Raw genomic sequence first — 14,112 nt, forward strand, 5'->3', positions numbered from 1 at the left:
CTGACTATGAAAGAGCGCGAACCAGGCTCCTACGTGGGAAGTAACCTTGACCAGCTCTCCGGCAGAGTCTACGGTGGCCAGGTTTTCGCCCAAGCAGTCGTTGCTGCTCACGCCACGGTCGGAAATGAATACCGCAACCGGGAGATTCACTCTATCACCGCCGCCTTCCTTCGCCCCGGCCGACTCGATGTACCCACGCAGTTTGACGTCGAAGAGGTCCTCGACGGCCGGTCCTTCTCGACGCGCCGCGTGCACGCCTCACAGGAGGGAAAGACGATACTCTCCGCCCGTGCGTCGTTCCAAGAAGTCCAGCCCGGCGTGGAGCACGAAACCGCTATGCCGCAGGCACCCGACCCAGAGTCCTTACCCTCCTCTGTCTGCTACTTCGCCAACATGGATCACCCGCTCGGGACGGCGATGAACACCACCAACGCCACCGACATGCGACACGTGGGCGGGCCCATCTGGGTCAAGCCCGTTCCCCCGACCGAGGACGCCACCCTGATTTGGTTCCGGCTGCGCAATCCCATGCCTGCGGGAAGTTCTCAACTGATGCATCGAGCGTTGCTGGCCTATGCGACGGATCAGTTCATGCTCGAACCGGTCATGCGGCGTCACGGCATGTACTGGATGAGCCCAGATATTTCCCTCGCCACTCTTGACCACGCCATTTGGTGGCATCGCGACGTCGACATGTCGGACTGGATCCTTGCCGAGCTGACCTCGCCCAGCGCACAAGGCGGGCGCGGGCTCTCGCTCGCTCGCTTTTTCCAGCAGGGGCGTCACGTGGCGACCATGTCGCAGGAGGGCATGGTCCGCACACGTCGAAGCACGACGCCGGCGGCGTAATACCTGCCGACTCAGATGGTCGGCACGCCGGCGGCGCACTTCTCCACTCGCGGCGCACTTCTCCACTCGCGGCGCACCTTAAACCCGGGTTTAAGGTGCGCCGTTAAGCGTGAGGTGCGCCGTTAAGCGTAAGGTGTGTCGTGGCAACCGAGCGCCAACTACTCAACGCCGAGCGCGGCCCGGCCGACTAGTCGCGCTTGAACTTGCGGTAGGTCGACGCGTTTGCGCGAGCCGCATCCGGGCCCAGGCGATCGATCTTGTTCTTCTCATACGACTCGAAGTTACCCTCGAACCAGTACCAGTTGTAGGGCTCTTCTTCGGTGCCTTCCCACGCGAGAATGTGGGTGGCGACGCGGTCGAGGAACCAGCGATCGTGGGTGATGACCACGGCACAACCGGGGAAATCGAGAAGCGCATTTTCGAGCGACCCGAGAGTCTCCACATCCAAGTCGTTGGTGGGCTCGTCGAGGAGGATCACGTTTCCGCCCTGCTTGAGCGTCAAGGCAAGGTTGAGGCGGTTGCGCTCGCCACCGGAAAGGATGCCGGCCTTCTTCTGCTGGTCAGCGCCCTTGAACCCGAAGGCGGAGACGTACGCGCGCGAAGGCATTTCGACGTTGCCGACCTTGATGTAGTCGAGCCCGTCGGAAACGACCTCCCACAGCGTCTTCTCTGCGTCAATGCCCGCACGCGACTGGTCAACATAGGAGAGTTTGACGGTTTCGCCGATGCGCAACTCGCCCTCGTCGAGTTCCTCGAGACCAACAATCGTCTTAAACAGCGTGGTCTTACCGACGCCGTTGGGGCCGATGATGCCCACGATGCCATTGCGGGGCAGGTTGAACGACAGATCCTTGATCAGCACGCGGTCGCCGAAGCCCTTCTTGAGATTCTTCGCGTCGATCACAAGATTGCCCAGGCGCGGCCCCGGCGGAATCTGGATCTCTTCGAAGTCGAGCTTGCGCGTGCGCTCCGCCTCGGCAGCCATCTCCTCGTACCGAGCAAGACGTGCCTTCGACTTCGCCTGGCGCCCCTTCGCCGAGGATCGAACCCACTCGAGTTCATCCTTGAGGCGCTTTTGAAGCTTGGCATCCTTCTGACCCTGAATCTTGATGCGCTGGGCCTTCGTCTCGAGGTAGGTCGAGTAGTTGCCCTCATAGGGGTAAAGCTTGCCGCGGTCCACTTCGGCAATCCACTGCGCCATATTATCGAGGAAGTAGCGATCGTGGGTGATGGCGATGACGGCGCCCTGGTACTTCACGAGGTGCTGTTCGAGCCAGAGGACCGATTCAGCGTCGAGGTGGTTGGTGGGCTCGTCGAGCAAGAGCAAATCGGGAGCCTCGAGGAGGAGCTTGCACAGTGCCACGCGGCGACGCTCGCCACCCGAAAGCACGCTGACCGGGGTGTCCGGCGGCGGGCAGCGAAGCGCGTCCATCGACTGGCTCAGCTGGGCGTCAAGGTCCCATGCGTCTGCGGCGTCGATCTCCTGCTGGAGCTTTCCCATCTCATCCATCAACGCGTCGAAGTCGGCGTCCGGATCGGACATCTCCATGCCGATCGCGTTATAGCGCTCGACCTTGGCGAGGATATCGGCCACGCCTTCCTGGACGTTTTCGAGGACGGTCTTGTCCTCGCTCAGCGGCGGCTCCTGCATCAAGATGCCCACCGAATAGCCCGGCGACAGGCGCGCCTCACCATTCGACGGCTGGTCAAGGCCAGCCATGATCTTCAAGATCGTTGATTTTCCTGCGCCGTTGGGGCCAACCATGCCGATCTTCGCGCCCGGGTAGAACGCCATCGTCACGTCGTCGAGAATGACCTTGTCGCCCACCTTCTTGCGGGCCTTGATCATCTGATAAATAAACTCAGCCACAATTCTCCCATTGTTCGCTTGCTGGTTCTCAATTCCACCACCAAGCCTAATTTATTGGGAACAAACGGCAAAGGCCCGCGCCTGGGCGTTTGATCACCCGGCGCGGGTTTTCGCTATGCCACCGCCTCGCTCACCTCCCGTTCGAGATCGGCCTCAATCTCGACCCCGTCCGCGCGCTCTTCGCCGAATCCGCCCGGAGCATCGGCCTCAGCCCCAGCCTCGACGCCGTCCGCACCCGCTTCGCCGAAACCACGCGCAACATCCGCATCAGCCTCGCCGACGCCGACCGACGTGCCATCTTCGGCGTCGTTCCCGGATCGCTCAGCCTGCGTCGCTAGCCCCTGCCCGTCTGGGGAGGTACGCCACTGGTCGGTCTCGTCCGGGTTGGCGATCCGCATGACGCGCACGTAGTTCGCCATGCCCGCGCTGATTTCGACGCCGATGGAATCGGCAACGATGACGAGTTCGTTGTGAACCACCCCGTCCTTGTCCGACCATTGGCGAGTGCTGAGCTTGCCGCGCACGATCACCGGCGTGCCCTTGCCCAACGAGCTGGCGGCGTTGTAGGCGAGATTCCCGTAGGAACGCACCGAAAACCAGGTGGTTATCCCGTCCTGATATTCCCCTTCGGCGCGGCTGTAATAGCGCGGGGTCACTCCCACGCGGAACGTGGTGGCCATCCTCGAGCCCGTAACCTTGGGATCCTTCGGGTAGTGGCGGGGAGCTCCGCCCACCCAGCCACGGATTGTCATGATCGTGTCGTTCATTAGTTCTCCTTTGTTGGAAAGTGGTATGAACGACTTTGCCAATCTCGCGCGATTCGTGCGTCGCGCTACCCGCCAAATGTGGATTGTGCGCGACCCGAGGCTATTGTGGAGAACTTTTCCGCATCCCATTAACCCGAGAAAACCGCTTCTACCTGCGGAAAACCCCCGAGTGCAGTTCCTCGCGGGTGACGCGATGCTGGTCGAGAATCGCGCGCGGGCCAGCAAGCAGGTGCTCCTCCGTCGTTGCCGCGACGGCCGCACGAACCTCGCAGTCATAGGCCAGCGCCGCCTTGCGAGCGTTGCCCCTCATCACGCGCTTCCCCAGCCACGCGAGCACGCCCCCGGCGATCAGTCCACCGGCTACAACGCCCAACCTCACGGCCAGCCCACCCAGCGGCGCGAAAACCGCGAGCGCCAGGCACACCAGTGCCACCACCACGCCGGCAGCCAAGCCGGCGATGGCCGGAGTGCGCGAGATGCTGGGCAGCGGCGTCGTACGAATAGCGCCGCCCAAAGCGCGCCGGAAACGATCGGCGGACGACACCTCAGCAGTGACCGCCTCCTGCCAAATCGAGGGAAGCCCGGTGCGCAGGTGGGCAACCCAGGCGTCACGGATTGCGTGAACCATTGTGTTCGCCGGCTGCTCCGGGACCACGAGGGCCGGAGCCTGGTAGGACTCGCCAGAAACGCGAATCGATTCGACGACGGAGGGGATACCCGAGGAACGAACGATCCGATCGTTAATCTCGTCGACGGCGACGCCACTCGTCTCGGCCTCGCTGAGCCCAACGTTGGCCCGCAGGCGCCCGGCGATCGCGTCAAGCTCGGCGGCGGCCGTGCGCGCATTGACCGACTCCCCAGCCACGGCCTGGGCGAGCCTGTTGCGAATCGCGTCCACACCTTCGCCCGTCAGTGCCGAGGCCGCCAAGATTGGCACGCGCTCGAGCCCGTCGCGGTCCAGAAGCGCACGCAAGTCGCCAAGAAGAACCTCGCGTTGGTCCGCAGGAACGCGGTCAATCTGATTCATAACCACGACCATCGCCTCCTGGCGCCCGCCCAGGCTCTCCAGGAAGCCCTTGTGCAACACCTGGTCGGCGTACTTTTGCGGATCGAGCACCCAGATCAGCAGGTCCACCATCGGCAGGAGCCGATCGACCTGCGCCGAGTGCGTCAGCGCCACCGAATCGTGATCGGGCAGGTCCAACAGCACAAGCCCGTCGAGCTTGTCATTGCCCGCTGTCAAAATGGAGGAATGCTCGATCCGCCGATCCTCATCAACCTGCAGGTAATCGAGAAGCTCGCGCGCATCCACGTCGAAGGTGCAGGCCGCCGCGCGCTCCGTCGTCGGGCGAATGTCACCCGAATCGGCAAAGTCGAGCTGCGTGATGGCGTTAAACATCGTCGACTTGCCCGAGCCCGTGCCCCCGACCAGCGCCGCCACAGTCGCCTCCGTGCCCAGGCGCATGCGCTCCTGGGTGCGCCTCAGGTCATCTTGGGCGCGATTGGCAATATACGGATCGAAGAACCGACCGCCCGCACCGACCGCACGCTGAAGAGCCGTTAGCCGACCAATGACCTCGTGATCCACCTGCGGATTCATAACTCCCCTATCGATTCAAAAACTCACTGGCACGCAGCCGCAACGTGGACGCGTCGCCCACGTCAATCGCGTTAACAACGCTCGTATATGCCGCCACAAGCTCCCTCAGCGCCTGCCGCACACGCTCGGTCAGGTCCTCGCGCGCCTGGCCGACGGCTTCCTTACCTCCGAGCGCCTCAGCCACCTTCTGCGCGCCGGCAATTCCCCCGGCGCCCACGCCCAAGAGGGAAGCCACCCCGGCGGCACCGAGCCATGGGTTGTCCCCCATTCGCAGCTTCAACAGGTCCGACTTCCAGCCATCAAGCGCACGATCCACGATCGCGTCAATGTCCACGTTGGCGTTCGCCTGCGCACGAAGCTCGGCCGTATTCACGACGTCGAACTCCCACGCCTGATTCACATTCACCCGCGCGGCCGTCAGCCCCTGCGTGAGCGCGACCCGCACCGACGTGAGCACAGCGTCGAAAATGGTGGTCATCGCCCTGTCACGAGCGCCGCTACGACGATCGAGGATGTTAGGCCGACGGCCAGCCACCATGCCCGCCAGTGGGCCACCCGTCGAGGCCAGCGAGAGCCACGACGTCGTCGGCGCACCCTGGCCGAAGCGGCCATGAGAAATGTTCGTCGCAAGCTTTTCCATCGGCTCCTGCGCACCCTCGAACGCCTTGTCCTTCAAGTCCGTCAACGCGTTATCCTGTGCCTCCACGGCCTCAGCCAGGAAAAGCAGATCCTGGCGGAGCTGGGGTAACGTGGCCGCCGTCGTGCGATCCACGAGAGAATCGCCCGCCTTCGTCCGTGCCACAACCTCAAGCCACTCGCGCAAATCCTTGACGAGCTCCTCCGGCAGCAAGCCAGAGTGCGCCCCGGCGTCGGGAACAATGAACAGCGGGCTCTCCGCCAGCCCCATCTGCTCCATCCGGTGGGCCAAATCGCGGCGCACAACCGGCATCGCCGCGGCAGGCACGCGGTCGAGCACAACCGCACAGGTCACTCCCCGCATGTTCGCCATTTGCAGCGTGTCCCACGCCACGGCGTCACCGTAGCGCGACGCCGTCGTCACAAAGACCCACAAATCCGCCGCGTCAATCAAACGGGACGACAGCGCGCGATTTGAATCATCAACCGAATCCAAGTCTGGCGCATCGACAATCACGATGCCTTCAATCGCGCTCGTCACCACCTCATACTTGCCCATACGCGACAGGGCATGGCGACCCATCTTGTAATAGTCTCGCGGGTGAATGAGCATGACGGGCGTGCGGGTCGTGGGACGAAGCACCGAGGCCGGCGAGACCTCCTCGCGCACCAGCGAATTGACCAACGTCGACTTACCGGCACCCGACGAACCGCCAAATACGATAACCGCCGGCAAATCATCGGAATGCAGATGCGGCAGGATGCGGCTCTCCAACTGAGTTAGCAGCTGAGAACGCGACTCGACCAACTCGCGCGTTCCAGGCATCTCAAGAGGCAGCTTCGCGTTCTTCAAAGCATCGATGGTGCGCGAAACGAGGCCTGCCAATGCGGCGCGGGAAAAAGCTGGAGTACTCACACATCTATTGTGTCGCAAAAATGCCCGGATTTCGATGAGGGCTCCCCCAAAATTGGCTGGCTACCTAGGTGCGGCGCTATTATGTGGGCATTGCCTCCATAGCTCAGCGGATAGAGCAGTGGCCTTCTAAGCCATGTGTCGCAGGTTCGAGTCCTGCTGGGGGCGCACTGATAAGCTTCGATGGTGAGTAATTTTAACGCCCAATCAACACCCATCGTTTGGATCGACTGCGAAATGACCGGCCTCGACCTCGAGACCGATTCGCTCGTCGAAATCGCCGTCGTCGTCACCGACTCCGAGCTCAACCCGCTCGACCGTGGCCTCCGCCTCGTCATGAAGCCCACGAAGGAATCCGTCGAGAACATGGATCCTTTCGTGGTCAACATGCACACCGTCACCGGACTCATCGACGAGTGGGACGACGGCCTCGAGATGCACGACGCCGAAGCGCAGGTTCTCGACTACGTCCGCCGCTTCGTGCCCGAGGCACGCAAGGCGCCCTTGGGAGGCAACTCCGTCGGTACCGACCGCACATTCCTCGCGCGCGACATGCCCGAACTCGTTGCGCACCTCCACTACCGCGTGGTCGACGTTTCTTCTATCAAGGAGCTCGCCAAGCGCTGGTATCCGCGCACCTATTTCGCGGCCCCCGAGAAGACTGGCAATCACACCGCGCTCGGCGACATCTACGATTCCATCGACGAGCTTCGCTACTACCGGGCCGTCCTCATGCCCGACGGCGAAGGGCCCTCCACCGAGGAATCGCGTGAGGTGGCCCAATCAATCCTCGACGATCTCACCCGCACCCGCGCCGAGGCCGCGAGCGAGTAGGGCGGGCGGCGGGTAGGGTGCCGGCACACGGTCCGCCGCCCGGCTTGCCGCAACCTGGCGCCCACGCGGTCCCACGCGGCCCCGTCCGGTCCCACCCGCCGAAACCGCACTAATATGATTGCCGCTGTAGTAACCTGCCGCAGGTTAGTACAGCGGCAATCCTTTTAGTACAGCGCCGGCAACACCGAACGCGGCCCGGGCCAGCACAGCGACGAAGGCCTGCCGGCGTCGGGAACGAAAAATCCCGACCTGCCAAGCAAGCCGGGATTGACGGGGTGGCTGACGGGGATTGAACCCGCGACCCCCTGGACCACAACCAGGTGCTCTACCGCTGAGCTACAGCCACCATTTGTTTTACCCTTTAGCTCATTTCTGAGTGCCGGGGCAACGAATTGAAACTATATCAAGGCTTCCCCCACCTCACCTAAACGATGCGGGGTGAACCACATCACCAGAAGGCGCGCATCTGGATCGCGTCCGCAAAACGGGTCAGGTGCTCATCATTTGCGGAGAGATACAGCGAACCATCGATCAGCGAGAGCTCCATGACGTAGAACTCTTCTTCCGAATCAGGGGCGCCACGAACGAGGTCGACTCGATTGAAAAGCAGGAGCTCGTCACGCCCGGTCTTGTTCTTGATGTGAGCATGTAGGGCGCGGCGAATGCGCTCGCCCCAACGCCACGACTCTTCGGAAGCGTCAGCAGAACGCGCGACTTCCTCAACCACGCCCGAGTCGCGAGAGTTGCGATAGCGCGGGTGGAGCATCGGCTCCTTTTCAACCTGATAGGAGCTCAGCCCATTGAGGTAGACAAGGGAGGTCTCGCCTGCGACATCAATGTCCTCAAGATAACGCTGGACCATGACCGAGCGGCCGGCCGCAAGTTCATACTGAGCGTGCATGATGGCTTCGGCGCGCGACTTCGCGTCCGTCGACGTGTAGCGGCCCGTACCGCGACCACCCGACGACACTGCCGGCTTAATCACAAAGTCTCCATAGGACGGGAAGCGCGAGTGAATCTGTTGCTTGGACAGATTCTGCTCCGGCTCGAGCCACATGGTCGGAATGACAGGAAGCCCGAGCGCCTCAAGATCCTTCATGTAGTGCTTATCCATATTCCAGGCCATAGTCGCAGCAGAGTTTGCGATACGAGGGATCGAATTCGCCCACTCGAGGAACTGCTTGGGAGCCTTGGCGTAGTCGCGTACGGAGCGCACCACCGTCAGGTCGGAATCCGCCCAGTTGACCGAGGGATCGTTCCACACAGCCACGACGGGTTCGATACCACGATCGCGAAGCGCATCAGGCAGGTCCTGCTCATCCTGGTCCAGGGCGGGCAGATACTCGGAAGTTGCAAGAAATACTTTTGGTTGAGCCACGGGAGTCACTCTAGTTGATTTTCGCCCTTTTTGGGCGCGTTCCAGTGTGATCCACGACGACGTCACGGCACGCGGCCCACACCTTTCGGCGCGATTCCGCCACCCAGCACCCCCGGTGTCTCAGGTCACACAAAAATGGGCGAAATCAATTTGCGTCGAGGCCATCGCGCTACTAAAGTAACTACTCGTTGCGCACCGCTAGCTCAACTGGCAGAGCATCTGACTCTTAATCAGAGGGTTCAGGGTTCAAGTCCCTGGCGGTGTACGAATTGAAGCGGGAGCTGGTTCGCCAGCTCCCGCTTCTGGTATCCCGTTAATTTGACGCTTGAAGGTGCACATTGGATCGCAACACACCTGAACCATTGCCGCTGAAAAGAAATCTCGCCTGGAGCTCTTTTGGGTCGATTTTCAAAACCATGTGCAATTGGCTCATCACGATTGTTGCTGTTCGCCTAGCAACGGGCTTCGACGTCGCTGGAATTCTTGCGTTGGCTATGTCGATCTCAAACTTGGTCATTCCAGCCGCAGAATATCGCCTGCGCACCGTGCACGTAACCGACATCCACAACGAGCATTCCAGCCAGGAATACCTAGGGATGCGCATCGTCTCGAGTGTCCTCGCGCTTGCTGCGGGAATCGTCTACACGTTAGCGACGATCGACACATCTGCTTTTGCCGTCATCATCGTCTACACGATTGGGCAGCTCGTGGGCACCTACGCCGAGGGATACCATGCCATTGAACAACGCGAATCGCGTATGGATTTCATCGGCATCTCTTACATCCTTCAGGGCCTAGGCAACCTCGTAGGCTTCGTTTGCGGCCTTTATTTCTTCAACTCCCTCTTGATTGCTGTCACGCTGGTGACGGCAACGACCGTTGTCGTCGTCATCGCATACGACCTACCTCGGGCTCGATTTTTTGGGTCCATTCGACCGGTCATCCGTTGGAAGAAAGCTTTCTCCACTTTCGCCAAGCTCTTCCCCATTGCCATGGTGAATGCCGCCTTAGCGATCGTCACACTGGTGCCGCGGCAATACTTGCAGGATTATGAGGGAACGGAAGCTCTCGGAATCTACGCATCCGTTGCGGTTCTCGCCCTGATCATTCAGGCTACAGCCGCCTATGTGTATATCCCCTTGCTTGGGCATATTGTCACCCAACTGAACATGTCGAAGACGCGCGGTTTGCGATTGATCGCGATGATCGTCATGATGTTTTTCGCGGTGGCGGCGCTCGCGTCAATCGCCTTCGCGTTGTTCGGAGACGTTCTACTGTCTATCCTTTTCGGCACGGATATTCTCCCCTACACATACCTCATCCAGCCGGCGTTATTCCTCTCGGTCATCACTGCATTTGTGTGGTTCACTAATGATCTTCTACTCGGATTGCGCGACTATGTGGGTTGCTTTGCCGGAGGTGTCGCCGCAGCGGCGTCTACCCTCGCCCTGAGCGCCCCACTCACGAGAGCTTTCCATCTCAACGGCCCTAGCGTCGTCGGCATAGTGGCGAGCGTTGTGGCTCTTGCCGTGATGGGATTCTTCTTCGCGTTGAGCTACAGGAGTCTCCCTAGCGGAGGACGTGTTTAAGTAGTCCTGCCACGACAGGCCGTTTATTGCTACGTAACACCTGTGGGATAAGGATAAGTGCGTGTAGACGCGATGTGAGATGCAACTTCGCGGCCCAAGCGGCCTTGGGCCATCCGTGATTGGCAAAGAGCCCAGATGCTAGACGAAAATACTTTGCTTCATCAACGAAGCGCTTCCCGTCGAGCGCTGTTTTGCCGGAAACAGACTCGGTTGATCGGCGATATTCGAAGCTGACTTCGTTGAGGACAAGTAGGTTCCCGCCTGCAAGCAAAACGTCGACGACGAGCCCGAGGTCGAGCATGATGGAAAACTCCCGAAAGCTGTGGGCTTCCACTGCCTCCCGGCGAAGAAGCAACGATGGCCAGTACATCCAGTTTCCGTGCATGAGCGACACGGCCACACCTTCGCCGGAACGAGGCTGAGATGCCCTGGCCTGGCGCGAGCGGATGACGGCCTTGATCCGCTCAGGGAGCCCACACATGGCCCTGCCGTCCTGATTGATGACACGCACGCCCGGCTGGACGACGTCGGGATGAAACTTCTCGACCGCAGCACGCATCGTGGAGACATAATTTGGCAAAAAGCGGTCGTCGCATCCGGGGATGACGAGGTATTCCGCCGTGGAAAGATCAAGGCATCGCCGAAAATTGGCATTTAATCCGAGATTTTCCTCATTACGAACGTACTCAACGCGCGGGTCCTTGATGCCTTCGACCAGCTTGCGCGCTTCATCACCCGGGTAGCAGTCGTCCACGATGACAAGACGCCATTGGTCATCATCTTGGGCGAGGACTGAGTCGATAAGCTCGCGTACCCAGGCCACGCTTCCCCAGTAGGGGACCATAATGTCAATTCTCATCACGTCGACTTTCAGAACGTTAAACTAGTCCCAGTTTAACAACGGAGGTAGGAAGATGACGCATCCTGGAACACACAAATCTGGCTTTGCGGTTTCTGTGGGTGCTGTCCTCGCAGCTGTAAGCGGCTTTGCTATTCTCCTGATTGCTGCCCACGTCCTTTCCGCTTCGAACAATGCAGTGTTCCTGTCGTTTTGGTCCGCTCTTTTTTTGGTGACTGGAGTCCTTTCTGGAATTCAGCAGGAGGTGACGCGTGCTACAACGCTCGCTGATGAGCGCGGTTATTCTCCTTTCCGCATCACTCTACTGGCAGGATTCGGGATGGCGATTGTCGTCATGTTTGCTGGTCCTTTTTTGGGTCCTTCCATCAGCGGAGATGATGCATATTTCTTCCCTGTGTTGTTGATTGCTGTTGCGGCGTTCTTGTATGCAGGCCAAATGACCGTGACAGGCTCGCTGGCAGGGGTAGGCCTGTGGAGGGCGTTCGGTGTTGTCACCGGCGGTGAGGCGCTTGTAAGGCTTTTTGCTGTGAGTGTTGCCGCGTTCATTGGCCAACGCACTGTGGGTTTCCAATTTGCAAGTGTGGTTGCGTTTTTCTTTTGGTTGTTACTGTTAGCGACGCCGTCGCGGCACGTCCTCGACCGGATTCGGGTCTCTTTTCCGCGCCGAGTTTTTGCGCAGAATATCGTGTGGGCGATGGCCGCGGCCGGCGCTACTGCTTTTTTGGTTAATGGGTTCCCGTTTGTCATGGCAATAACGACGCCGGCCGCCGAGTATCAAGCATCGGCGGATTTGGCGATCGCGGTGTCAGTGACACGGGCTCCGATCCTCGTGCCCGTGTTTGCGTTCCAAGCGGTCGTCGTCGCCCACTATGTACGGCATCCAGATCAGCGTGAGACTACCACACGTCGGCTGATTGGTTCCCTCGGCGTGTTAGCAGCAGTTCTCGTGCCCGTTGCGGCGTTAGTCGGGCCGTTCATGATGGGCGTTGTCTTTGGTCCGGCTTACAGGAGTACCCCACTGATCTTGGGAGTGCTGGTAGCCGATGCCGTGTTACTTGCTCTGCTTGTCTTGGGCGGGACAATCACGATTGCCATGAACAAATATCGGGATTGCTTGATCGGATGGTATCTGACCGTTGCACTTGCCTTGGCAATGATGACTTTTCTGCCATTATCGCTCGTTGAGCGGACGCTCTGGACTCTCAGCCTCGCCCCGATAGGAGGTATCGTTACTCATTTGCGTGCCATCTTGCGCTAATTGCAGGGTCTCTCGGGCAAGGTAGGAGCCCGTTAGAAGAGTAACGGCCATGGAGGCTGCACCGATTAGCCACGTGGTCATCGGCGAAATTGGTACGTTCCACCACCAGCTCACAAGGGCGTCGAGGTTAAAGGGCGGGACACCACCGAGGCCTTTGACGTAACGCCACAAAATGGTATGTAGTGTAAAGGAAAGAATCAGCCACAGGCTGGTCATGAGGACGATTCTCTGTGGCAAGGATGGTCGCAAGCGTATTCCTCCATCGGAGGCAAACAGGACGAACATCAGGACTGCAAGCAAAGGCAAAATGTAACGGGGCTGGTAAGGTCCCAAATGAGGATAGGCTCCTGCAACGATTATGAGCACCGGTATACCTGCCATTGCTCCAAATACCATCAGTGCAGACATCCACTTTCGCCATGATCCTTGGCGAATTCCCACGAAGAGGAAGGAACCTGTCACGAAAATGGCGAGAACGACGATCGTGCCACTGAGCGGGATATCGAACCATCCCGGCCCGAATTCATACCCAACAAGTCCGCCGAAGAAACGCGGAAGATCGACGATGGTTCGTAGAGCGATTGCGATCGGATTGCTTGATACCGATGATGCTTGCACCACGTTGCTCGCTTGGCCGCCGCTCATCATGAGGTAAATTCCCACGAGGCTCAAGACGCTAGCGAGGATCCACTGGGGACGGTGGCAACGTTTCTTTGCAAACGCGAAGAAAAGCGCAGCAGTCACGACGAAGATGTAGAAAGCAGCGTCTCCTCGCGATCCGAAGCTCAACAGGGCCCCAACTAGTGCGAGCGCTGTCAACGCCCACCGGCGTTTGTCATCTCGTGCGCTTAATGCGCCCCACATGGCGGTAGCGTAAGCGAAGGTGCCAGCTATTGCCCAGGAGCTTGGATTGATGGAGGTAAGGAAGTAGATTCCCATCGGTGCCCACGACGCAGCCATTGCCAAGAGGTATGGGTAGCGGAGGTTCTTTTCAAGTAGAGCTCCGATACCTGCGAACAGCGTCACGGTGATGAAGAAGTTCACCGCCCGCATCAGCAGGATGGATCCAGCTACTGTCTCTTGGATCAAGAGATGATGGAACCGGTAGTAAGCGGTTGGGTAGCTTGCTATGTCGAAGCGGGCCGAAAAAGCCTCTTTGTCATCCGAAAGAGGGCGGGGGCACACTGCTGCATGATCAGGCTTGTGTGCGTGGCATTCTGTAGCCAATGCGACCGGTTCGGGAACTTTGATATTGAGTACACCATTGATCACGGCGGTCTGACAGGATTCTTCGGCCGGTCGTGGGCACCAAATCGATCCCATGTGGAAATCGTCATCCGGTGATCCCCCAATTGGCGAAGCCATGATCCACGAAAAGCCAGTTCCGATGAGGGAAATAAAGAATAAGATGGCAACTAGTTGTTGCTTTCGTGGCGATGAAGTCGCATTCTCTTTGCGTGTCGTGTTCATTCTTGTCTACTTTCGCAATCGTGTAGTGCGCACGGATGAACTCAAACTAGCATCATTTCCGCGCATCCAGTCTCATGTGAGCCGCCCAA

11 protein-coding genes and 3 tRNA genes are annotated in these 14,112 nt (G+C 59.6%); 6 read left to right on the top strand and 8 right to left on the bottom strand.

Annotation, left to right across the window (positions count from 1 at the left end; translation table 11 throughout):
- Positions 1–6: 6 nt before the first annotated feature.
- Positions 7–849 carry an acyl-CoA thioesterase gene (locus HLG82_RS06570; RefSeq protein ID WP_255313840.1) on the top strand — a complete coding sequence of 281 codons (843 nt, stop codon included), beginning with the start codon at positions 7–9 and terminating at the stop codon, positions 847–849.
- Positions 850–1,036: 187 nt separating this feature from the next.
- Here the strand turns inward: HLG82_RS06570 and ettA are convergent, their stop codons facing one another.
- From ettA to HLG82_RS06590, 4 genes are all read right to left on the bottom strand, one after another.
- Positions 1,037–2,719 (bottom strand): energy-dependent translational throttle protein EttA, encoded by a 1,683-nt coding sequence (ettA, locus tag HLG82_RS06575; protein ID WP_193326079.1) that lies wholly within the window; start codon positions 2,717–2,719, stop codon positions 1,037–1,039.
- 113 nt (positions 2,720–2,832) lie between these two features.
- Positions 2,833–3,486, bottom strand: a complete 654-nt coding sequence (locus HLG82_RS06580; RefSeq protein WP_193326080.1) for a single-stranded DNA-binding protein — start codon at positions 3,484–3,486, stop codon at positions 2,833–2,835.
- 148 nt (positions 3,487–3,634) lie between these two features.
- Positions 3,635–5,086, bottom strand: a complete 1,452-nt coding sequence (locus HLG82_RS06585; protein ID WP_193326081.1) for a GTP-binding protein — start codon at positions 5,084–5,086, stop codon at positions 3,635–3,637.
- A 7-nt stretch (positions 5,087–5,093) separates the two neighbouring features.
- Positions 5,094–6,638 (bottom strand): GTPase, encoded by a 1,545-nt coding sequence (locus tag HLG82_RS06590; protein ID WP_193326082.1) that lies wholly within the window; start codon positions 6,636–6,638, stop codon positions 5,094–5,096.
- Positions 6,639–6,730: 92 nt separating this feature from the next.
- Here HLG82_RS06590 and HLG82_RS06595 point away from each other — a divergent pair.
- Both HLG82_RS06595 and orn read left to right on the top strand, forming a co-directional pair.
- Positions 6,731–6,803, top strand: a tRNA-Arg gene (locus HLG82_RS06595).
- Between the two features lie 15 nt (positions 6,804–6,818).
- Complete coding sequence (gene orn, locus HLG82_RS06600; protein WP_193326083.1) at positions 6,819–7,469, top strand: oligoribonuclease; 651 nt, start codon at positions 6,819–6,821, stop codon at positions 7,467–7,469.
- Between the two features lie 274 nt (positions 7,470–7,743).
- On the opposite strand, the gene HLG82_RS06605 is transcribed toward orn, so the two are convergent.
- Positions 7,744–7,815 (bottom strand) — tRNA-His (locus tag HLG82_RS06605).
- Positions 7,816–7,917: 102 nt separating this feature from the next.
- On the bottom strand, positions 7,918–8,847 hold the full coding sequence (locus tag HLG82_RS06610; RefSeq protein ID WP_193326084.1) for an ATP-grasp domain-containing protein: 930 nt from the start codon (positions 8,845–8,847) through the stop codon (positions 7,918–7,920).
- A gap of 192 nt (positions 8,848–9,039) precedes the next feature.
- Between HLG82_RS06610 and HLG82_RS06615 the strand changes: the two genes are divergently transcribed.
- Both HLG82_RS06615 and HLG82_RS06620 read left to right on the top strand, forming a co-directional pair.
- Positions 9,040–9,112, top strand: a tRNA-Lys gene (locus tag HLG82_RS06615).
- Positions 9,113–9,263: 151 nt separating this feature from the next.
- Entirely contained in the window at positions 9,264–10,436 is a 1,173-nt protein-coding gene (locus tag HLG82_RS06620; RefSeq protein WP_193326085.1) for an MATE family efflux transporter, read from the top strand.
- On the opposite strand, the gene HLG82_RS06625 is transcribed toward HLG82_RS06620, so the two are convergent.
- The gene (locus HLG82_RS06625; RefSeq protein WP_193326086.1) at positions 10,417–11,295 is read right to left on the bottom strand and encodes a glycosyltransferase family 2 protein; all 879 of its coding nucleotides are present in this window, start codon (positions 11,293–11,295) and stop codon (positions 10,417–10,419) included. The two genes, HLG82_RS06620 and HLG82_RS06625, sit on opposite strands and share 20 nt — an antisense overlap.
- 55 nt (positions 11,296–11,350) lie before the next feature.
- On the opposite strand from HLG82_RS06625, the gene HLG82_RS06630 reads away from it, so the two are divergent.
- Positions 11,351–12,553 (top strand): polysaccharide biosynthesis protein, encoded by a 1,203-nt coding sequence (locus HLG82_RS06630; RefSeq protein WP_193326087.1) that lies wholly within the window; start codon positions 11,351–11,353, stop codon positions 12,551–12,553.
- Here the strand turns inward: HLG82_RS06630 and HLG82_RS06635 are convergent.
- Complete coding sequence (locus HLG82_RS06635; protein ID WP_193326088.1) at positions 12,467–14,023, bottom strand: DUF2142 domain-containing protein; 1,557 nt, start codon at positions 14,021–14,023, stop codon at positions 12,467–12,469. The genes HLG82_RS06630 and HLG82_RS06635 overlap by 87 nt on opposite strands.
- Between the last annotated feature and the right edge of the window lie 89 nt (positions 14,024–14,112).

Source organism: Trueperella pecoris, assembly GCF_014926385.1.
Lineage (GTDB): Bacteria > Actinomycetota > Actinomycetes > Actinomycetales > Actinomycetaceae > Trueperella > Trueperella pecoris.